Origin of the sequence: Neisseria polysaccharea (assembly GCF_963392925.1) — a bacterium.
GTDB classification, from domain to species: Bacteria; Pseudomonadota; Gammaproteobacteria; order Burkholderiales; family Neisseriaceae; genus Neisseria; species Neisseria polysaccharea.
Genome location: NZ_CAUJNZ010000009.1, coordinates 56,490 through 78,332 on the forward strand (window position 1 = coordinate 56,490; position 21,843 = coordinate 78,332).

The following is a 21,843-nucleotide window of genomic DNA, read 5'->3' on the forward strand; positions in this document are numbered from 1 at the left end:
GCAAGCATCCTCCTGCCCATTGATACGACAGGTAAGCAACATCAGAACAGCACGCAACAACTGTCCGAATCCGTATCGAAAATACCATCCAATGATAAAAAACCGGATTAAAACAGCAATATCCGGGCGAAACAGACCCAAAACAGACAAACCCATCAAATCGGGCAGATGAAAAAATACCGACCCTAAGGTCGGTATTTTCAATACTTGGCGCGGCGGACGGGGCTCGAACCCGCGACCCCCGGCGTGACAGGCCGGTACTCTAACCAACTGAGCTACCACCGCGCATCCATTGTTTGCAACAATGAAAGGAAACTTGGTGGGTGATGACGGAGTCGAACCGCCGACATTCTGCTTGTAAGGCAGACGCTCTACCAACTGAGCTAATCACCCGTGTATAAAAAATACCGACAGAGTCAGTATTTTAAAACTTGGCGCGGCGGACGGGGCTCGAACCCGCGACCCCCGGCGTGACAGGCCGGTACTCTAACCAACTGAGCTACCACCGCGCATCCATTGTTTGCAACAATGAAAGGAAACTTGGTGGGTGATGACGGAGTCGAACCGCCGACATTCTGCTTGTAAGGCAGACGCTCTACCAACTGAGCTAATCACCCTTGCAATTTGCGAAAACGCTATTAAACCAAATAATCGGCCTTCATGCAAGCATTATTTGACCGGTCTATTCAATCGCCTTGCAAACTCCAGTTTTCAAACAAAATAATTTCATCCTTTTTGCCGACGACGACCAATATGTCTCCGCCTTCCAAAACGAAGGAAGGAACGGGATTTTCAATCCTCGCGGTACGGCGGCGGACGAACAGCAGTTTGATGCCGTGCCTGTCCAAAGGCAGTGCGCCGATTGTTTTTCCGACGGCATAAGCCTCTTGCGCCAAAGAAAAAGCATGGCGGCAAACCGTTTCGCCGTTTTCACCGAATCCCGCTTCGTCGTCGCTGCCGACAAACAGTCCCTCCAATGCGGCATAACGACTGTGGCGGATATTTGCCATCGTCTGATAGACGTGCCGGTACGACGCGCCGTTACCCAACATCGCATAGCCTGCCAGCACCAGACTGGTTTCTTTGGTGTCCGACACGGCTTCTTCCGCGCCCATATCGGTAAACGTTTTCACATAATCGTCATTGGTGGCGCGCACATATACGGGCATATTGGGATACATGGACAGCACATTGTCTAAAACGTGTTGCGTTTCGTGCATATTGTTGAGTGTAACCACCACCATTTTCGCCCGTCCCAGACCGGCGGCTTCCAATACTTCCCTGCGTTTCGCATCGCCGAACGACACCGGTTCGCCCGCACTTCTGGCAACCTGCACCCGCGCAATGTCCAAGTCGAGCGCGAAATACGGAATATCCTCTTGGGCAAGGACGCGTCCGACCGTCTGCCCGCCCCTGCCGAAGCCGACAATCAGCACATGGTCGGACTTGCTCATGGTTTCTACCAGCATACTGTGCAGATCGAGCGACTTCATGTCCCAGCTTGACTTGACCAAACGCCCGACCAGTGCATCGCTGCCGCCCAAGAGGAAGGGCGCGATAATCATCGACAGCAGAACCGCCGCCGTCGCCGCCTGTTCCAATTCGGGCGAAACCATATCAAGCTGCCCGGCAATGGCCAGCATCACGAAGCCGAACTCGCCGCCTTGCGCGAGATACAAAGCCGTTTTGAGGCTGTCGCCGACCGAATGTTTCATTTTGAAGGCAATGGCAAACACAACCAGTGCCTTCAACACCAGCAGTATTGCCAACAGCATCAATACCTGCCGCCAGCCGCCGATCAAGGCCTGCACATCCAGCTTCATACCGACCGTAATAAAAAAGAAACCGAGCAAAATATCGCGGAACGGGCGGATGTCGTCTTCGACTTGGAAACGGTATTCCGTTTCCGAAAGCAGCATCCCCGCCACAAACGCGCCCAACGCCATCGACAGCCCTTCCAACGCCGTCAGATAAGACACGCCCAGCGTTACCAGCAGCACATTGATCATAAAGAGTTCGGACGATTTGCGTTTGGCAACCAGCCTGAACCAGCGCGACATGACTTTGCTGCCGACGACGAATAATACGCCCAGCGTAATCAGCATTTTCAATCCGGCAAGGCCGAGTGCCGCCCACAGGCTGCCTTCCCCGCCATTCCCCGACAACGCAGGAATCAGAATCATCAGCGGCACGACGGCGATGTCCTGCATCAGCAGCACGCCCATCGCCATCTGACCGTGCGGCTGCCCCAATTCCGTCTTTTCCGACAAAATCCGGCTCACAATCGCCGTGGACGACATCGCCAACGCGCCCGACACGGCAAACGCCCAATTGAACGGCACGCCCGTCAGCATCAGTATGCCCATTACCGACAGCATCGTAACGCCGACCTGCAAACCGCCCAGCCCGAACACCAGCCGCCTCATCGCCCTCAACTTGGGCAGTGAGAACTCCAAACCGATGCTGAACATCAGGAACACAATCCCGATTTCGCCCAAATAATCCGTCGCATGGCTTTTCGGAATCAGGCTGAGCATACCGGGCCCCGCCAAAAAGCCCACCAGCAGGTAGCCCAGCATGGAGGGAATGTTGAACTTGCGGCACAGGATCACCGTAATGACCGACACCAGCAAAACAACCACAATAGGGGCAAGCGAAAATTCGTTCATAGGCCGTCCGAACAGGAAAATACAGAAAAATGCCGTCTGAAACGGCATACGCCGCCGTATTATAACAAAACACCGCGCACCATCCGAAACGGGCGCGGCATACAATTCTGCTAAAATACGCCCTTTCGATTTTGAGCCGCACACCGACATGACCGCCACAGCCGCCGCCATAGACCGCCTGCTTCCCCAAACCCAATGCCGCGAATGCGGCTACGATGGCTGCCTGCCCTACGCACAGGCAGTCGCAACAGGCGAAGCGTACAACCTCTGCGCCCCGGGCGGAGAAGCCGTCGTCCGCGACCTTGCCGCCCTGCTCGGCAAACCCCTTGCCGCACCTGCCAAAACCCAAGCCAAAGCACTCGCCCGGATAGACGAAACCGCCTGCATCGGCTGCACCGCCTGCATCCGCGCCTGCCCTGCCGATGCCATTATGGGTGCGGGCAAACTTATGCACACCGTCATCGCCGACGAATGCACCGGCTGCGGACTCTGCGTCGCCCCCTGCCCCGTCGACTGCATCCATATGCAGCCCGTTGCCGACACCGTCCTGCCCCGCGCGCGCCGCTTCAGCCTGTCCGCCGACAGCCGTTTTGCCGCCGCCGAACACGCGCGTGCGCGCTACCTCAAACGCAACGAACGCAAACAGCGCGAAGCCGACGAACGCAAGGCCATGCTTGCCGAACGCGAAGCCGCCGTCCGCAACGCGCGTCCGCAAACACCCGACACACCGAAAAAACCGGCGTTTAACCCTGCCGACCTCATCGCCAAAGCCATGGCAAAAGCGCAAACCCGACAAGACCGCCTCGCCGCCGCCGACAACCGCAAAGACTATCAGGCGAAACAGATAGCCCAAGCCCGCGAACGCGCCGAGTTGCGCCGCGCCCAACGCGATATGAAATACGGCAGCGACAGCGAAAAAGCCGCCGCCCTCGAATACCTCAAACAATACAAAGCCAAACAGGAAGCCGCACAGAATACCGCCTCCTGACCCTTCCCCGACATGCCGTCTGAAGCCGCTTCAGACGGCATTTTATCAAGCTCTCCGTCCGCCGCACCCGTGCCGTCCGCATCTTACCGCCCACCCTTCCAGTCGCGCCGTTTTCAATAAAATATTAATTACACGCCACTACAAATTTGCTATAATCCGCCCCGAAAATCTACCCAACCCCTCGACAAAGGAACAAACCATGGGCATCAAAGTCGCCATCAACGGCTACGGACGCATCGGCCGCCAGGTTTTGCGCGCCATCTACGACTATCAGATTCAAGACCAACTCCAAATCGTCGCCGTCAACGCCAGCGGCAGCCTTGAAACCAACGCCCACCTCACCAAATTCGACACTGTGCACGGCCGCTTTGACGCCGACGTATCCCATGACGGCAGCCACCTCATCATCAACGGCGACAAAATTCCCTACTTCTCCACCCGAAATCCCGCCGAACTGCCGTGGAAAGAACTAGGTGTAGATTTGGTCATGGAATGTACCGGCGCGTTTACCAGCAAAGAAAAAGCCAAAATACATCTGGAAAGCGGCGCGAAAAAAGTCCTCATTTCCGCACCGGGCGGCGATGATATCGATGCGACCGTTGTTTACGGCGTAAACGACGGCGTCCTGACCGACGACATGACCGTCGTTTCCAACGCCTCCTGCACCACCAACTGCCTCGCCCCCGTCGCCAAAGTATTGAGCGCAAGCATCGGCATCGTCAAAGGCGCGATGACGACCATCCATGCCCTGACCAACGACCAGACCGTAACCGACGTACGCCACAAAGACCTCCGCCGGGCACGCAGCGGCATAGAGAACATGATTCCGACCAAAACCGGCGCGGCAAAAGCCGTCGGACTGGTACTGCCCGAATTGAAAGGCAAACTCGACGGGCTTGCCATCCGCGTACCGACCGTCAACGTTTCCCTGGTCGATTTAAGCTTCCAGGCCGAACGCGACACGACAGCCGAAGAAATCAACGCACTGCTGAAAGCCGCCTCCGAAGAAGGCGAGCTCAAAGGTGTTTTGGGTTACAACACCCTGCCGCTTGTTTCCATGGACTTCAACCACACCACCGAAGCCAGCCACTTCGACTCAACGCTGACCAAAGTCGTCGACGGCAACATGGTCAAAGTCTTCGCATGGTATGACAACGAATGGGGATTCAGCTGTCAAATGCTGAACACCGCACGCCGCATGTTCGGACTCGAAGTACGCCCGCTCAAATAACCCGTCAAACAAAATGCCGTCTGAAACCTGATGTTTTCAAGTTTCAGACGGCATTTTCACACAAGAACCGCTATCCCAACCTGTTGCACGCCACTTCGCAGCAGCCTACCGCCTCTTTCAAAGGTACGGCATTCAGGCTTCGGAGCCGGGCGGCAAAATCCGCAAACGGCAGCAATTCCGATCCGAAACGGCGCATATGTTCCGTGTCCTGCTGGCAGTCTATCAGTTCCACACCCAAAGAAGCGAGAAACGGCACGGCGCAGGCAAACGCGATTTTCGACGCATCCGGTTGTAATGCGAACATCGATTCGCCGTAAAACACCCTGCCGATCTGAACGCCGTAAAACCCTCCTGCCAACCTCGTTTTACCGTTTTCATCGGGATAATGGCACTCGAAAGAATGCGCGTGTCCCATTTCGTGCAGCTTCAAATATGCCGTCTGAAACTCAGGCGCAATCCAAGTACCATCCTGCCCGGGTCTCACCATTTCCGCACACTGCGCCACAACGCGTTCAAAACAGTCGTTTGCCGTAACCCTATATGCTCTGTTGCGCAGCGTTTTCGCCAGCGAGCGCGGAACGTGCAGACGTTCGGGAACAATCACCGCACGCGGCCCGACCACATACCAAAAAAACCACCCGTCCCGAGAAAACCACGGAAACACGCCATTCCGATACGCCTCGAGCAGCCTCCCCGCATCCAAATCCCTGCTCACACCGACCAGCCCTTCGTACTCCGACAATGCACGGGCAGGATCGGGGAATGCATAATCTCCGGGCGCAAGCAACGGAATACCCATGTCAGTCCTCCATAAAACACAGACGGCATTCGAAATGACGAATGCCGTCTGAAAAAACAAACCGTCCGGATTTAACGTTTGCCCTTAGTCTGGCAACCGCTGCACACACCGTACATATACAGCGCGTGATCGACGATGCGGTAGCCGTTTTCTTCCGCGATTTTGTCTTGCAGGGCTTCGATTTCGGGATTGTGGAATTCCGTTACCTCGCCGCATTTCACACAGACGATATGGTCATGGTGGTCGCCCTTGTCCAATTCGTAAACCGCTTTGCCCGTTTCAAAATGATGGCGTTGCAGAATACCCGCCTGCTCGAATTGGGTCAGCACGCGGTAAATCGTCGCCACACCGATTTCCACACCCTCTTCCAACAAAATACGGTACACATCCTCGGCACTCAAATGCTCTTCCGCATGAGTCTCGAACAAATCCAAAATCTTCAAACGCGGGCCGGTAACTTTCAGTCCACTGTCTTTCAGTTGCGCAATGTTGCTGAATTTTTCCATAATATTCAATATCCCTGTAAAATAATAGACGCTATAATACGCAATTTCAGCCTGCTTGCCCACTATCACACCATAGCAGTTTGCAATAGCAAAACTGCAACGGCGGACGGGCAGTCGGACACAGACAGGGTGAAATACCGCTTAAGCGTATGATTATCGTTCGCTTTTATAAAATATTCAAGCAGTGCTACACTAGACATCCCGATTTGCACAGAAAGGTTCTCCCATGAACAAAACCCTCATACTCGTCCTTTCCGCCCTGTTCAGCCTGACCGCGTGCAGCGTCGAACGCGTTTCACTGTTCCCCTCGTACAAACTCAAAATCATACAGGGCAACGAACTCGAACCCCGCGCCGTCGCCTCCCTCCGCGCCGGCATGACCAAAGACCAAGTCCTACTACTGCTCGGCAGCCCCATGTTGCACAACGCATTCCATACCGACCGCTGGGACTATACCTTCAACACCTCCCGCAACGGCATCATCAAAGAACGCAGCAATCTGACCGTCTATTTTGAAAACGGCGTGCTCGTCCGCGCCGAAGGCGACGCCCTCCAAAATGCCGCCGAAGCCCTCCGTGCGAAACAAAACGCAGACAAACAATAAGGAACACACATGACACCGCTCAAAATCGCCATCGCCGGCGTCAACGGTCGCATGGGGCGCGTATTGGTTGAAGCCGTCAACAACCATCCCGACACCGTCCTTTCCGGTGCGCTCGAACACTCAGGCTCAGAAGCCCTCGGGCTGGACGCAGGCTACGCCGTCGGACTCAAAACCGGCATCGCCATTTCAGACGACGTTGACACCGTTCTCGCACAAAGCGACGTACTCATCGACTTTACCCGCCCCGAGCCGACCCTCAAACACCTGCAAAAATGCGTTGAAAAACAAGTCAACATCATCATCGGCACAACAGGCTTCGACGATGCGGGCAAAGCCGCCATCCGCGCTGCCGCCGAAAAAACAGGCATCGTTTTCGCCGCCAACTTCAGCGTCGGCGTCAACCTCACCTTCCACATCCTCGACACCATCGCCCGCGTATTAAATGAAGGCTACGACATCGAAATCATTGAAGGCCACCACCGCCACAAAGTCGATGCCCCCAGCGGCACCGCATTACGCATGGGCGAAGTCATCGCCGGCGCGCTCGGCCGCGACCTCAAACAATGCGCCGTTTACGGCCGCGAAGGCCACACCGGTCCGCGCGATCCGTCCACCATCGGCTTTGCCACCGTCCGCGCAGGCGACATAGTCGGCGACCACACCGCCCTCTTCGCCACCGACGGCGAGCGCGTGGAAATCACCCACAAAGCCAGCAGCCGCATGACCTTTGCCGCCGGCGCCGTCCGCGCCGCAGTTTGGGTCAACGGCAAAACGGGTTTGTACGATATGCAGGACGTACTCGGGCTGAACAACCGTTAACCCCCATACAAAATGCCGTCTGAAAAGATATTGTTCAGACGGCATTTTGCCGACAGGCTCCGTATCGGCATATCAATAAAGTTATAGTGGATTAAATTTAAATCAGGACAAGGCGACGAAGCCGCAGACAGTACAGATAGTACGGCAAGGCGAGGTAACGCCGTACTGGTTTAAATTTAATCCACTATACTTGCGTAGCATGAAAGCTACGGCTCGTTTAATTGAAACTCTCCTGATCTAAAAATTCTAACTCTATTTCCCGGCAAACTATATATATGCTAAAACCGGTCGGAAGATCATACCTACCGCCTATCAATTCCAGCGTACCTCCATAATCCAAGATTTCATCATCCTGCTTTAATTCGCCAAGCTCCAATACATTTTTGATCTTTTTATCTTGGCTCTTCGTAGCGTATACATAGATAAATTTCAGATAGCTGAACTGCTTGAATTTAATTTTTACCCAGTCTGAATAATTAGGCATAGGGATTTCTTGAGGTAAGTCCGGATAATCCACACAATTGACAATGATATGGAATTCATCATTTTTCAAAGTATAGTTTAATAGAGCACCTTCAAATATATACAGAAATTGATAATCTTTTCTTGGAATAGTATAAGTTTTCATATTATTTTACCTTTTCAAAAACAATGGTTTTATAATCAGTTGATCTCAAGTCTTTTCCATTACTCTGATGAAATTTCAGTTGTTTAAACTCTTCCTTTAACGGCCGATTATATTTTAACCTTAATCCCATTCGGGCCAGTTCTGCTTCATTTGGAATTCCTCTTAAATACTTATTGTTTGATGTGCCATTAATCACAATTTCTCCCCCTTTTTTTGTAATACGTGCTGCTTCAAGAAGATAATCCATTAACCGCTCAACATCCCGCCTCTTCCAAAACCGCGCGCGCGGCCAAATCCGCCGTATCTTTTTTCAACAGCAGGTGCAACACCCTGAAATCCTGTTGCAGCGCGGCAACCTTATCGGGGTGTTCGTACCAGTCCACCAACGCCGCCGCCAGTTTTTCCGGTTTTGCTTCAGATTGCAATAATTCCGGCACAGCCTCCTTACCCAACAGGATATTCGGCAGGCCGACATGCGGCACTTTGATTTTGCGTTTCACATAAGCATAGGTCAGCGGCGAAATCTTGTAGCTGATGACCATCGGACGCTTGCACAGCGCCACCTCCAAAGTCGCCGTACCGCTCGTTACCAGCACCGCATCCGCCGCCCTGCACACCGTTTCAGACTGTCTGTCGATTACCGTCAGCGGCAATCCGGCAAACTCCGGACGCTGCAAAACTTCCGCCAAACGCCGCTTCGTCGCCTCAGTTGCGGCAGGCAGCAGGAAGCGTGCGGCGGGATAGCGTTTCAACAACAATAATGCCGTCTGAAAAAACACCGGCGCCATATAGTCGATTTCGCTGACGCGGCTGCCGGGCAGCAGGGCGAATACGGGGATACCGGCATCCACGCCCAAAGTTTGCCGCGCCGTTTCACGGTCGTCTTCCAAGGGCATAAGCTGCGCCATCGGATGACCGACAAACTCCGCACGTCCGCCCGCATCAAGATAAAGCTGCGGCTCCATCGGAAACAGGCACAGCACGCGGTTGACCTGATGCACGATTTTGCCCACGCGTTCCCGCCGCCACGCCCAAACCGACGGACTGACATAATGCACGGTCGGAATGCCCGCCCGTTTCAGCTTTTCCGCCACACCCAGATTGAAATCGGGCGCATCGATACCGACAAACACATCGGGCTGCAAAGCCAGCAAATCCCGTACCAGCCCCCTGCGTATCCGTAAAATTTCCGGCAGCCGCCTGACCACTTCGACAAAGCCGCGCACCGCCAGCCTCTCCTGATCATAAAGGCTCTCGAAACCTTCCGCCTTCATCAGTTCCCCGCCGATGCCGGTAAACCGCGCCTGCGGGCAACGCTTTCGGATGGCGCGTATCAGGTGCGCCCCCAACAGGTCGCCCGACGCTTCGCCGACACTAACAGCAATCAAAGGGCTTTTTTTATCAACCATATTCGTCTGTCCCCACATATAGTGGATTAACAAAAACCAGTACGGCGTTGCCTCGCCTTAGCTCAAAGAGAACGATTCTCTAAGGTGCTGAAGCACCAAGTGAATCGGTTCCGTACTATTTGTACTGTCTGCGGCTTCGTCGCCTTGTCCTGATTTTTGTTAATCCACTATACTTTCACGTCCCGATGCCGTCTGAAGCCTTCAGACGGCATCGGGGTTCACATTTTCGTCCCGTTTTCCAACATCACCGCAAACTGCGCCAAGTCCGGCGGCAGCTCCGCCTTCAACACCAGCGGCTCACCTGTGAGCGGATGGTTCAAGTGCAACTCGGACGCATGCAAAAACATCCGCTTCAAACCCAACTTCTGCAAACGCCGGTTCGCCTGATAATCGCCGTAGCGTTCGTCGCCCGCAATCGGACAGCCTTGAGATTGCAGGTGGACGCGGATTTGGTGCGTACGACCCGTTTTCAGCGTTGCCCGCACCAAAGTCAGGTGCGACAGCCCGACACCGTGCAAAATGCCGTCTGAAAAACGGCTTAACACACGGAACACCGTGTGCGCCGACTGCCCGTCCTCGCTGACGCGTACCATCTTTTCGCCTTGTGCGCCGGTATATTTGAACAGGGGCAGTTTGACATGGAAATTGTCGTCCGGCAGTTTGCCCACCCCCAGCGCAAGGTAGATTTTTTTGGGGTGGTCGTTACGGATGGCTTCGTGAAGTTTGACGAGCGCGCTGCGTTTCTTCGCCACCATCAACAAGCCGCTCGTATCCTTGTCCAAACGGTGGACCAACTCCAAATACTTCGCCTCCGGACGGGTGCGGCGCAACTGTTCGATAACGCCGAAACTCACGCCGCTGCCGCCGTGTACCGCCACGCCGGAAGGCTTATTGACCACCAGCAGCGCATCGTCCTCATACACCGCCTCAAACACACGCGCAGGTACGGCGGCACGCCTTTCAGACGGCATTTCCTTCTCCGCCACGCGCACAGGCGGAATCCGCACCGTATCTCCCTCCGCAATACGACTGTCGGGTTTGCAGCGTTTCTTGTTCAACCGCACCTCGCCGGCGCGGATAATGCGGTGGATATGGCTCTTGGGCACGCCCTTGAGGATTTTTATCAGATAGTTATCAAGGCGTTGCCCCGCCTCGTGTTCGGCAACCGCTATCAGGCTGACCGAACCTTTGCTTATTTCGTGCGTTTTCATCTATAATCCGAACGTCCGTTTCAGCAGAAAGCGCGCCCGCCGCGCCCCCTGAAACGGTTTACTTTAAAACGGAATTTTATATTAAAAACGCACTCCGCAAAGCATTTTCCCTGCGCCTGTTCCAAGCCGGCAGGCGCAGAACGTAGTCAAGTTTGAATTGATTTTGCCGTTTCGGCGCGGAAGTAAGACGGCAGCCGGGCTCAAGTCCCAAACGCAAACCGCCCGAAAACACAGGCATCACGATAACAAGAAGAAGCCGGCACCCATTTTTCCGACCGCAGCGTTCGGAACGCGGCAGACAGACCGCCGCATCGATCTTTATAGCCTTCTTTATCCGACCCTTCCGCACACGGTTCCTCGGAACGTGCATCCCTGCGGATTTTCAACTCAAAAACTGATTACCGGTTCCATCCGAGAACATCGGAAAACCCAGCATTCCGGAGTGCCGAACCGGGCATGTGCCGTCTGAACGCCGCCTGCCCACGAGGTGATCATGAAAAGAATGTTATTTAACGCAACGCAGGCCGAAGAGCTGCGCGTTGCCATCGTCGACGGACAAAACCTGCTGGATTTGGACATCGAAACGCTGGGCAAAGAACAGCGCAAAGGCAATATCTACAAAGGCATCATTACCCGCATCGAGCCGTCGCTGGAAGCGTGTTTCGTGGATTACGGAACCGACCGCCACGGCTTCTTGCCGTTTAAAGAAGTCTCCCGCTCATACTTCCAAGACTACGAAGGCGGACGCGCGCGCATCCAAGACGTGCTCAAAGAAGGCATGGAAGTCATCGTCCAAGTCGAAAAAGACGAGCGCGGCAACAAAGGCGCGGCGCTGACCACCTTCATCAGCCTCGCCGGACGCTATCTGGTATTGATGCCGAACAACCCGCGCGGCGGCGGCGTATCCCGCCGTATCGAAGGCGAAGAGCGTCAAGAGTTGAAAGCCGCCATGGCGGAACTCGACATTCCGAACGGCATGAGCATCATCGCCCGTACCGCCGGCATCGGCCGCAGCGCGGAAGAGTTGGAATGGGATTTGAACTACCTCAAACAACTCTGGCAGGCGATTGAAGAAGCAGGAAAAGCGCATCACGACCCTTACCTGCTCTTTATGGAAAGCTCGCTGCTCATCCGCGCCATCCGCGACTATTTCCGCCCCGACATCGGCGAAATTCTGGTGGACAATCAAGAAGTTTACGACCAAGTTGCCGAGTTTATGAGCTACGTCATGCCGGGCAATATAGGCCGTCTGAAACTCTACGAAGACCACACGCCGCTGTTTTCCCGCTTCCAAATCGAACATCAAATCGAAAGCGCGTTTTCGCGCAGCGTCAGCCTGCCTTCCGGCGGCGCGATTGTGATCGACCACACCGAAGCCCTGGTTTCCATCGACGTGAACTCCGCACGCGCCACACGCGGCGCGGACATCGAAGACACCGCGTTCAAAACCAATATGGAAGCCGCCGAAGAAGTCGCCCGACAAATGCGCCTGCGCGACTTGGGCGGTTTGGTCGTCATCGACTTCATCGACATGGAAAATCCGAAACACCAGCGCGATGTTGAAAACGTCCTGCGCGACGCGCTCAAAAAAGACCGCGCCCGCGTGCAAATGGGCAAACTGTCCCGCTTCGGCCTTTTGGAATTGAGCCGCCAACGTTTGAAACCCGCTTTGGGCGAAAGCAGCCATGTTGCGTGTCCGCGCTGTGCCGGTACCGGCGTCATCCGCGGCATCGAATCCACCGCCTTGCACGTTTTGCGCATCATTCAAGAAGAAGCAATGAAAGACAACACCGGCGAAGTACGCGCACAAGTGCCTGTCGATGTTGCCACCTTCCTGCTGAACGAAAAACGCGCCGAGCTGTTTGCGATGGAAGAGCGTTTGGATGTCAACGTCGTCCTGATTCCGAACATCCACCTCGAAAATCCGCACTACGAAATCAACCGCATCCGCACCGACGACGTAGAAGAAGACGGCGAACCGAGCTACAAGCGCGTTGCCGAGCCGGAAGAAGACGAATCCGCCAAACCGTTCGGCAGCGAAAGGGCCAAAGCCGCCCGTCCCGAACCCGCCGTCAAAGGCGTGCGCCACACCAGCCCCGCCCCGACTGCCGCCCCCGAGAAAAAAACCTCCTGGTGGGACAGCTTCAAAGCATGGCTCAAACGCATTTTCGGCGGCAGCGAAACCCAAGCCGCGCCCGCTGCCGAAACCTCCGAAAAACGCAGCACGGCAAACCGCAGCGGCAGCCGCGCCAACAACCGCCGCCAAAACCCGCGCCGCAGCAAACGCGAAGGCAGCAAAGTAGAAGTCCGCGAAGTGGCAGGCAAAACTGCCGGACAGGAAGCGCGCGCCGACAAAGCCGAAACGCGCAACAACGGCAACCGCCGCCGCAGCGAACGCGGCGACCGTGCCGCCGAACGCGCCAACGAAGCGGAAATCCAAGGCCGCAACGTACAGCCTGCCGCAACCGTTGCAGATGCCGCACCGTCCGAAACTGAAGTGCAAACCGGCAAACGCCGCCGCAACGGCAGCCGCAGCGAACGCAGCCAAACCGCGCCGGAAACCGCCGCCGTTGCCGAAACAGCCGTTCAGACAGCGGAAAGCACGCCGTCCGAACCGCATACCGCAGAAGACAAAGGCAGCAAGCCCAAATCCGAACGCAACCGCCGCGAACGCGACAGCCGAGATGCCAAAGAACGCCGCGAGCGCAACAATCAGCGCGACCGCCGTCAAAACGGCAAAAAACGCAATATCCCGTCTGCCGCCAAAATCGAACAGTACCTGAATATTCACGATACCGCCGACAAAGTCCGTTCCGCTGTCGCCCATGTTTTCGGGGAAAACGATGCAAATGCTCCGATTACCGTCAGCATTGCCGAACCAGTTGCAGAAAGGGACGTTCCGACAGCATCTCCCGCCGTTTCAAACAACGACGCACTGGTTTATGATGCGGCAGAAAAAATCCGTCAGGCCGTTGCCGCCATCCTTCCCGAAGGCGTAGCACCGAAAGCCGAAACACAGGAAATGCCGTCTGAAACCGCAACCTTTACGGCTGCGGCGGAACAGGCACGGGAAACCGCACAAACCGGCGGACTCGTCCTGATCGAAACCGACCCTGCCGCATTGAAGGCATGGGTGGCTCAACCCGAAGTCCAAGCCGGACGCGGTTTGCGCCGTTCCGAACAGCCCAAGCCGTCTGAAGCCGCAACCGTCCCTGCCGAAGAAATGATCCAAGTCGAAACCCGGCAAAGCTGAACCGACGGCGGCAAAAAGAGGTTCTGTTTCGCAGAACCTCTTTTTTACATGGTTTCGGATACCTGCAATGCCGTCTGAAACTTCGCAATTCCCGTGATTACCGAAACATTCCGTCATTCCCGTGAAAACGGGAATCTAGAACCTCTAAACTTTCAGATAATCTTTGAATATTGCCACTGCCTTAAGGTCTGGATTCCCGCCTGCGCGGGAATGACGGCAGAGAGTGGACGATGCCGTCTGAAACTTCGCCATTCCCGTCATTCCCGCAACCTTTCGCCATGCCCATGATTCCCGCAACCTTCCGTCATTCCCATGATTCCCGCAACATTCCGTCATCCCCGTGAAAACGGGAATATAGAACCCCAAACTTTCAGATAATCTTTGAATATTGCCGTCGCCCAAAGGTCTGGATTCCCGCCTGCGCGGGAATGACGGTTTAGAAGTTGCCCGAAACCTCAAAAAAAACCGAAACCGAACAAGCCGGATTCCCGTAACCTTTCGTCATTCCCGTGAAAACGGGAATCTAGAACCTCAAACTTTCAGATGATCTTTAAATATTGCCGCCGCCCAAAGGTCTAGATTCCCACCTGCGCGGGAATGACGGTTTAGAAGTTGCCCGAAACCTCAAAAAAAACCGAAACCGAACAAACCGGATTCCCGCAACATTCCGTCATTCCCGTGAAAACGGGAATCTAGAACCTCAAACTTTCAGATAATCTTTGAATATTGCCGCTGCCCGAAGGTCTGGATTCCCGCCTGCGCGGGAATGACGGGTCTTTTATCATCTTTAAAGGCTGCCGCGCGCCATCTCGACGGCGGTCTCCACGGCAGTTATCAGGCTGCCGGAGTCCGCCCTGCCGGTTGCCGCCAAATCAAGCGCGGTGCCGTGATCGACGGAGGTGCGGATAAAGGGCAGTCCGAGCGTGATGTTCACGCCCTGTCCGAAGCTGTGGTATTTCAACACGGGCAGCCCTTGGTCGTGGTACATCGCCAATACGGCATCCGCACCTTCGAGCATAAACGGTTGGAACAAGGTATCCGCCGGATACGGGCCGGCGAGGTTTATCCCTTCGCGGCGCAGGTTTTCCAATGCGGGGATAATGGTGTCGGTTTCTTCGTGTCCGAGGTGTCCGCCTTCGCCGGCGTGGGGGTTGAGTCCGGCGACCAGGATTTTGGGATTTTTGATGCCGAATTTGTGTTTTAAGTCGTGATGCAAAATGCGTGCGACGCTTTCAATCAGCGGTTGCGTGATGGCGGCGGCAACGTCTTTCAGCGGCAGGTGGGTCGTTACGAGGGCGACGCGCAGGCCTTTGCCGGCAAGCATCATCACGACCTGCCCCGTGCCGCTTTTTTCCGCCAGATATTCGGTGTGTCCGCTGAAAAAACCTGTGCTTGCGTGCGCGTCGTTGATGATGCCTTTGTGCAGCGGCGCGGTAACGATGCCGTCGAAAATGCCGTCTGAAATGCCTGCGAGCGCGGTGTCCAAAAGTTGCAGCACATAGGCGGCGTTGGCGGGATTGAGTTTGCCCGCCTCAACCGCTTCGGCGGCAGGGATGTGCAGCACTTCCAGCTCGCCGTATGCCGCGCCGCCTGATTCCGGATCGAAGTCGCGCAGGACGATGCTTTTGCCCAAGGCTTCGGCGCGCGCGCGCAACAGGTTTTTGTCGCCCAATACCGCGCAGCGGCAGGGCAGGCGGGCAAATGCCAAGTCCAAACAAATATCGGGGCCGATGCCGGCAGGCTCGCCGGAAGTAACGGCAAAAACAGGCTGTTTCATCGTGTTTGCTCCAAACAAAATGCGATTCTAACGCCGCAGCCGCGCGGCGATGTAAATTTTTCTGATTTTGTTGACAATCTGCTAGAATGGGCGTTTACAAAATTTAAACCCTGCTTACATACCGCCAATATGTGCGGGTTTCAACTTTAAGGAAGCGATATGAACGAGAACTTTACCGAATGGCTGCACGGCTGGGTCGGCGCCATCAACGATCCGATGTGGTCATACTTGGTTTATATGCTTTTGGGTACGGGGCTTTTCTTCACCGTAACCACGGGCTTTGTCCAATTCCGCCTGTTCGGGCGCAGCATCAAAGAAATGCTCGGCGGCCGCAAACAGGGGAACGACCCTCACGGCATCACGCCGTTTCAGGCATTTGTAACCGGTCTTGCCAGCCGCGTGGGCGTGGGCAATATCGCGGGCGTGGCAATCGCCATCAAAGTCGGCGGGCCGGGCGCGGTGTTTTGGATGTGGGTAACCGCCTTAATCGGTATGAGTTCGGCGTTTGTCGAATCTTCGCTGGCGCAGCTCTTTAAAGTCCGCGACTACGACAACCACCATTTCCGGGGCGGCCCCGCCTACTACATCACTCAAGGGCTGGGGCAGAAATGGCTGGGCGTGTTGTTCGCCCTGAGCCTGATTTTCTGTTTCGGCTTTGTGTTTGAAGCGGTTCAGACCAATACCATCGCCGATACCGTCAAAGCGGCGTGGGGCTGGGAGCCTCATTATGTCGGCGTTGCCCTGGTGATTTTAACCGCGCCGATTATCTTCGGCGGCATCAGGCGCGTATCTAAAGCGGCGGAAATCGTCGTCCCCCTGATGGCGGTTTTGTACCTCTTTATCGCGCTTTTCATCATTTTGACCAATATTCCGATGATTCCGGACGTGTTCGGTCAGATTTTTTCGGGCGCGTTCAAATTCGACGCGGCGGCAGGCGGCTTCCTCGGCGGTCTGATTTCGCAAACGATGATGATGGGCATCAAACGCGGTCTGTATTCCAACGAAGCAGGTATGGGTTCCGCGCCGAACGCCGCAGCAGCAGCCGAAGTGAAACACCCTGTTTCGCAAGGTATGATTCAAATGCTGGGCGTGTTCGTCGATACCATCATCGTTTGTTCTTGCACCGCCTTCATCATCTTGATTTACCAACAGCCTTACGGCGACTTGAGCGGCGCGGCGTTGACGCAGGCGGCAATCGTCAGCCAAGTGGGGCAATGGGGCGCGGGCTTCCTCGCCGTCATCCTGTTTATGTTTGCCTTTTCCACCGTTATCGGCAACTATGCCTATGCCGAGTCCAACGTCCAATTCATCAAAAGCCATTGGCTGATTACCGCCGTCTTCCGTATGCTGGTTTTGGCGTGGGTCTATTTCGGCGCGGTTGCCAATGTGCCTTTGGTATGGGATATGGCGGATATGGCGATGGGCATTATGGCGTGGATCAACCTTGTCGCCATCCTGCTGCTCTCGCCACTGGCGTTTATGCTGCTGCGCGATTACACTGCCAAGCTGAAAATGGGCAAAGACCCCGAGTTCAAACTTTCCGAACATCCGGGCCTGAAACGCCGCATCAAATCCGACGTTTGGTAAATCCCGCCCTTACCGGAGCCGCTTCCCCGCGAAGCGGCTTTTCTCTTTCCGCGCACTGTAAAAACAGGGCGAACAAGCGTACAATCCCAACCCTTTACTTTTGAATCCATTTCGTTTTTCAGACGGCATCCTGCTTGGAATGCCGTCTGAAAAACCGTCAGGCAATACACACATGACCCACATGATTTACCCCAAAACCTACGACGTGATTGTCGTCGGCGGCGGCCACGCAGGCACGGAAGCCGCACTCGCCGCTGCCCGTATGGGCGCGCAGACGCTTTTGCTCACACACAATATCGAAACGCTCGGACAAATGTCGTGCAACCCCTCTATCGGCGGCATCGGCAAAGGGCATTTGGTACGCGAACTCGACGCGCTCGGCGGCGCAATGGCGTTGGCAACCGACAAATCCGGCATCCAGTTCCGCCGCCTGAACGCCAGCAAAGGCGCGGCAGTACGGGCCACGCGCGCGCAGGCCGACCGCATTTTGTATAAAGCCGCCATCCGCGATATGTTGGAAAACCAAGCGAACTTAGAACTGTTCCAACAGGCCGTCGAAGACGTCATACTCGACGGCGAACGCATCAGCGGCGTGATCACCGCAATGGGCGTGGAATTTAAAGCACGCGCCGTGGTGCTGACCGCCGGCACGTTTTTGTCCGGCAAAATCCACATCGGTTTGGAAAACTACGAAGGCGGACGCGCCGGCGACCCCGCTGCCAAATCGCTGGGCGGACGTTTACGCGAATTGAAGCTGCCGCAAGGCCGTCTGAAAACCGGCACGCCGCCGCGCATCGACGGACGCACGATTGATTTCTCCCAACTCACCGAACAGCCCGGCGACACACCCGTTCCCGTCATGTCCGTGCGCGGCAACGCCGAAATGCATCCGCGCCAAGTGTCCTGCTGGATTACGCATACCAACACGCAAACCCACGACATCATCCGCTCGGGCTTCGACCGCAGCCCGATGTTTACCGGCAAAATCGAAGGCGTGGGTCCGCGTTATTGTCCGTCTATCGAAGACAAAATCAACCGCTTCGCCGATAAAGACAGCCACCAGATTTTCCTCGAACCCGAAGGTCTGACCACGCACGAATACTACCCCAACGGTATCTCCACCAGCCTGCCCTTCGACATTCAAATCGCGCTCGTCCGCAGTATGAAAGGTTTGGAAAACGCCCATATCCTGCGCCCCGGTTACGCCATCGAATACGACTACTTCGATCCGCGCAACCTCAAAGCAAGCCTCGAAACCAAAACCATTAAGGGACTGTTTTTCGCCGGGCAAATCAACGGCACGACCGGCTACGAAGAAGCCGCCGCGCAAGGTTTATTGGCAGGCACGAACGCCGTGCAATATGTGCGCGGACAAGACCCGCTCCTGCTGCGCCGCGAACAGGCCTACCTCGGCGTATTGGTCGACGACCTCATCACCAAAGGCGTGAACGAACCTTACCGAATGTTTACCAGTCGCGCCGAATACCGCCTGCAACTCAGGGAAGACAACGCCGATATGCGCCTGACCGAAGACGGCTACAAAATCGGCTTGGTGGGTGAAGAACAATGGCGCATGTTCAACGAAAAACGCGAAGCCGTCGAACGCGAAATCCAACGTTTGAAAACAACGTGGTACACGCCGCAAAAACTCGCCGAAGACGAACAAATCCGTGTGTTCGGACAAAAACTCAGCCGCGAAGCCAACCTGCACGATTTGTTACGCCGCCCAAACCTCGACTACGCCGCGCTGATGACGCTCGAAGGCGCGATGCCGTCTGAACGCCTCTCCGCCGAAGTGGTCGAACAAGTCGAAATCCAAGTCAAATACCAAGGCTATATCGACCGCCAAAACGAAGAAATCGACAGCCGCCGCGACATCGAAACCTTAAAACTGCCCGACGGCATCGATTACGGCAAAGTCAAAGGCTTGTCGGCAGAAGTGCAGCAAAAGCTCAACCAGCACAAACCCGAAACCGTCGGGCAGGCAAGCCGCATTTCCGGTGTAACCCCTGCGGCAGTGGCATTGCTGATGGTGCATTTGAAGCGCGGGTTTAAAGACGCGAAATAAACACATCGGTACGATGCCGTCTGAAACCATTTTCAGACGGCATTCCTACTATCCCAACAGGAAACATCATGCACATACTGACCGCCGGCGTGGACGAGGCAGGACGCGGACCTTTAGTCGGCAGCGTGTTTGCCGCCGCCGTCATCCTTCCGGAAACATTCGACCTGCCCGGACTGACCGACTCCAAAAAACTCAGCGAGAAAAAACGCGACACGCTTGCCGAAATGATTAAAGATCAGGCGGCCGCGTGGCACGTCGCCGCCGCCGGGCCCGAAGAAATCGCCGGCCTCAACATCCTGCACGCCACCATGCTCGCCATGAAACGCGCCGTTGACGGTTTGGCTGTGCGTCCCGAAAAAATATTCATCGACGGCAACCGCATTCCCGAACATTTGAACATCCCTGCCGAAGCCGTTGTCAAAGGCGACAGCAAAATCATCGAAATATCCGCTGCATCCGTTTTGGCAAAGACCGCACGCGATGCAGAAATGTACGCACTGGCGCAACGCCATCCCCAATACGGTTTCGACAAACACAAAGGTTACGGCACGAAGCAGCATCTGGAAGCCCTCAAACAATACGGCGTGCTGCCCGAACACCGCCGCGACTTCGCCCCCGTCAGAAACCTGCTCTCGCAGCAGGCCTTGTTTTAAACCGGCACGAAAATGCCGTCTGAAGCCTTCAGACGGCATTTCCAGCATCGCAACTTCAAAGAGAAAGAACCCAAACCGTCATTCCCGCGCAGGCGGTAATTTAGTTTTTTGGGTTTCAGTTGTTTTTAAGTTTCGGGAAACTTCCCAACCGTCATTCCCGAGAAAAATAGAAAATCAAAAAAAACCTAAAATCCGTCATTCCCGCGCAGGCGGGAATCCAATCCGTCCAGTTTCCGTTTTTTTTTTTTGAATTTCAGGTAACTTCCAAACCGTCATTCCCGCAAAAACAAAAAATCAAAAACTGAAATTTCGTCATTCCCGCGCAGGCGGGAATCTAGAAACCCAAAGCTGCAAGAATTTATCAAAATAACTGAAACTCAAAAAACCGGATTCCCGCGAAAACAGGAATCCGGAGTCTCAGGGTTGGAAAAACCGTTTTTCCCGATAAGTTTCCGTACCGACAGACCTAGATTCCCGCCTGCGCGGGAATGACGATATAGTGGATTAACAAAAATCAGGACAAGGCGACGAAGCCGCAGACAGTACAAATAGTACGGCAAGGCGAGACAACGCCGTACTGGTTTAAATTTAATCCACTATAGTACGGAACCGATTCACTTGGTGCTTCAGCACCTTAGAGAATCGTTCTCTTTGAGCTAAGGCGAGGCAACGCCGTACTGGTTTTTGTTAATCCACTATAAATGACGATATAAGTATTTTTATTTTAATCCGCCATATTAACGCACCCGGCCAAACAGCATAAAGGCACGGGCAGCCCGATTTGGATTGACCTATTTCCCCGACACCCTCGCCGCCAGCTCGTCCGCCAAGGCAAGATACGCCTTGGCACCCTTTGCCTGCGCATCATAAGCCATCACCGGCATACCGTGGCTCGGCGCTTCCGCAAGGCGAATATTGCGCGGGATGACGGTTTCAAAAAGCAAATCCCCGAAATGGCTGCGCAACTGTTCGCTGACTTCGGCAACCAGCCTGCTGCGGCTGTCGTACATCGTACGCACGATGCCCGTGATGTCCAAATCGGGATTGACCGCCTGACGGATTTTGCGCACAGTGGCAATCAAATCGGAAATCCCTTCCAGCGCGTAATATTCGCACAACATCGGCACAATCACGCCGCCGGCTGCCACCAGCCCGTTAAGCGTCAACAGCGTCAGCGAAGGCGGGCAGTCGATCAGGATAAAGTCGTAATCTTCCGCCACCGCCTTGAGCGCGTTTTTCAAACGCACTTCCCGGGCGATTTCCTGCACCAACTCGATTTCCGCACCGGCCAGCGCGCGGTTCGCACCCAGCACAGCGTATCTGCCCTCTTTGCTGCGTACCGCCGCCGATTTCACGTCCGCATCGCCCAATAAGACCTGATAAACGCCGGACTGCAAACTCGCCTTGTCGATGCCGCTGCCCGTCGTCGCATTGCCCTGCGGATCCAAATCGACCACCAGCACGCGTTTGCCGCGCGATGCCAGCGAAGCCGCCAAATTTACCGTCGTCGTCGTTTTGCCCACACCGCCCTTCTGATTGGCGATGGCAAGGATGTTCGCACTCATGTCCCACCCGTGTCCCGTCTGATGTTGAAAAAAGAAAAACAGTGCGGAATTTTACCTTTATCCGCACAAAAAAGGT

The 21,843-nt window shown here is 55.1% G+C and carries 17 protein-coding genes, 4 tRNA genes and 1 pseudogene; 9 read left to right on the plus strand and 13 right to left on the minus strand.

The window, feature by feature from the left end:
• Positions 1–208 precede the first annotated feature (208 nt).
• From RDY34_RS07105 to RDY34_RS07125, 5 genes are all read right to left on the minus strand, one after another.
• A tRNA-Asp gene (locus RDY34_RS07105) sits at positions 209–285 on the minus strand.
• 32 nt (positions 286–317) lie between these two features.
• A tRNA-Val gene (locus RDY34_RS07110) sits at positions 318–393 on the minus strand.
• A 39-nt stretch (positions 394–432) separates the two neighbouring features.
• A tRNA-Asp gene (locus RDY34_RS07115) sits at positions 433–509 on the minus strand.
• 32 nt (positions 510–541) lie between these two features.
• A tRNA-Val gene (locus RDY34_RS07120) sits at positions 542–617 on the minus strand.
• Between the two features lie 69 nt (positions 618–686).
• Positions 687–2,669: a monovalent cation:proton antiporter family protein gene (locus RDY34_RS07125; RefSeq protein ID WP_025456581.1), complete on the minus strand. Its 1,983-nt coding sequence runs from the start codon at positions 2,667–2,669 to the stop codon at positions 687–689.
• A gap of 148 nt (positions 2,670–2,817) precedes the next feature.
• Here RDY34_RS07125 and RDY34_RS07130 point away from each other — a divergent pair, with 148 nt between their 5' ends.
• Positions 2,818–3,657 carry an RnfABCDGE type electron transport complex subunit B gene (locus RDY34_RS07130; protein WP_003749654.1) on the plus strand — a complete coding sequence of 280 codons (840 nt, stop codon included), beginning with the start codon at positions 2,818–2,820 and terminating at the stop codon, positions 3,655–3,657.
• 199 nt (positions 3,658–3,856) lie between these two features.
• Positions 3,857–4,888: a type I glyceraldehyde-3-phosphate dehydrogenase gene (gene gap, locus RDY34_RS07135; RefSeq protein ID WP_003749653.1), complete on the plus strand. Its 1,032-nt coding sequence runs from the start codon at positions 3,857–3,859 to the stop codon at positions 4,886–4,888.
• Positions 4,889–4,958: 70 nt separating this feature from the next.
• Here the strand turns inward: gap and aat are convergent, their stop codons facing one another.
• A complete protein-coding gene (gene aat / locus RDY34_RS07140) occupies positions 4,959–5,687 on the minus strand; it encodes a leucyl/phenylalanyl-tRNA--protein transferase (protein ID WP_308073656.1) in 729 nt (242 codons plus the stop codon).
• A gap of 71 nt (positions 5,688–5,758) precedes the next feature.
• A complete protein-coding gene (gene fur, locus RDY34_RS07145; protein WP_003675995.1) occupies positions 5,759–6,262 on the minus strand; it encodes a ferric iron uptake transcriptional regulator in 504 nt (167 codons plus the stop codon).
• Between the two features lie 157 nt (positions 6,263–6,419).
• Between fur and RDY34_RS07150 the strand changes: the two genes are divergently transcribed.
• From RDY34_RS07150 to RDY34_RS07160, 3 genes and pseudogenes are all read left to right on the plus strand, one after another.
• Entirely contained in the window at positions 6,420–6,797 is a 378-nt protein-coding gene (locus tag RDY34_RS07150; RefSeq protein WP_003675993.1) for an outer membrane protein assembly factor BamE, read from the plus strand.
• Between the two features lie 9 nt (positions 6,798–6,806).
• Positions 6,807–7,616: a 4-hydroxy-tetrahydrodipicolinate reductase gene (dapB, locus tag RDY34_RS07155; protein ID WP_003749648.1), complete on the plus strand. Its 810-nt coding sequence runs from the start codon at positions 6,807–6,809 to the stop codon at positions 7,614–7,616.
• An 82-nt stretch (positions 7,617–7,698) separates the two neighbouring features.
• Positions 7,699–7,809, plus strand: a pseudogene (locus RDY34_RS07160) (IS5/IS1182 family transposase); the annotation flags it as partial.
• Between the two features lie 24 nt (positions 7,810–7,833).
• On the opposite strand, the gene RDY34_RS07165 reads toward RDY34_RS07160, so the two are convergent.
• From RDY34_RS07165 to RDY34_RS07180, 4 genes are all read right to left on the minus strand, one after another.
• Positions 7,834–8,244 (minus strand): hypothetical protein, encoded by a 411-nt coding sequence (locus RDY34_RS07165; protein ID WP_308184507.1) that lies wholly within the window; start codon positions 8,242–8,244, stop codon positions 7,834–7,836.
• Position 8,245: 1 nt separating this feature from the next.
• On the minus strand, positions 8,246–8,491 hold the full coding sequence (locus tag RDY34_RS07170; RefSeq protein WP_118779547.1) for a hypothetical protein: 246 nt from the start codon (positions 8,489–8,491) through the stop codon (positions 8,246–8,248).
• Positions 8,492–8,498: 7 nt separating this feature from the next.
• On the minus strand, positions 8,499–9,671 hold the full coding sequence (gene lpxB, locus RDY34_RS07175) for a lipid-A-disaccharide synthase (protein WP_308184511.1): 1,173 nt from the start codon (positions 9,669–9,671) through the stop codon (positions 8,499–8,501).
• Between the two features lie 200 nt (positions 9,672–9,871).
• Entirely contained in the window at positions 9,872–10,864 is a 993-nt protein-coding gene (locus RDY34_RS07180) for an RluA family pseudouridine synthase (protein ID WP_308184508.1), read from the minus strand.
• 493 nt (positions 10,865–11,357) lie between these two features.
• On the opposite strand from RDY34_RS07180, the gene RDY34_RS07185 reads away from it, so the two are divergent.
• Entirely contained in the window at positions 11,358–14,117 is a 2,760-nt protein-coding gene (locus RDY34_RS07185; RefSeq protein ID WP_308074724.1) for an Rne/Rng family ribonuclease, read from the plus strand.
• A 787-nt stretch (positions 14,118–14,904) separates the two neighbouring features.
• On the opposite strand, the gene pdxA is transcribed toward RDY34_RS07185, so the two are convergent.
• Entirely contained in the window at positions 14,905–15,894 is a 990-nt protein-coding gene (pdxA, locus tag RDY34_RS07190; protein ID WP_211709669.1) for a 4-hydroxythreonine-4-phosphate dehydrogenase PdxA, read from the minus strand.
• Between the two features lie 159 nt (positions 15,895–16,053).
• On the opposite strand from pdxA, the gene RDY34_RS07195 reads away from it, so the two are divergent.
• From RDY34_RS07195 to rnhB, 3 genes are all read left to right on the plus strand, one after another.
• Complete coding sequence (locus tag RDY34_RS07195; RefSeq protein WP_013448252.1) at positions 16,054–17,481, plus strand: alanine/glycine:cation symporter family protein; 1,428 nt, start codon at positions 16,054–16,056, stop codon at positions 17,479–17,481.
• Positions 17,482–17,653: 172 nt separating this feature from the next.
• Positions 17,654–19,549, plus strand: a complete 1,896-nt coding sequence (gene mnmG, locus RDY34_RS07200; protein ID WP_308074732.1) for a tRNA uridine-5-carboxymethylaminomethyl(34) synthesis enzyme MnmG — start codon at positions 17,654–17,656, stop codon at positions 19,547–19,549.
• Between the two features lie 68 nt (positions 19,550–19,617).
• A complete protein-coding gene (rnhB, locus tag RDY34_RS07205) occupies positions 19,618–20,202 on the plus strand; it encodes a ribonuclease HII (RefSeq protein WP_308074725.1) in 585 nt (194 codons plus the stop codon).
• 791 nt (positions 20,203–20,993) lie between these two features.
• Here the strand turns inward: rnhB and RDY34_RS07210 are convergent.
• Positions 20,994–21,767 (minus strand): ParA family protein, encoded by a 774-nt coding sequence (locus RDY34_RS07210; RefSeq protein ID WP_308074726.1) that lies wholly within the window; start codon positions 21,765–21,767, stop codon positions 20,994–20,996.
• Positions 21,768–21,843: the final 76 nt, after the last annotated feature.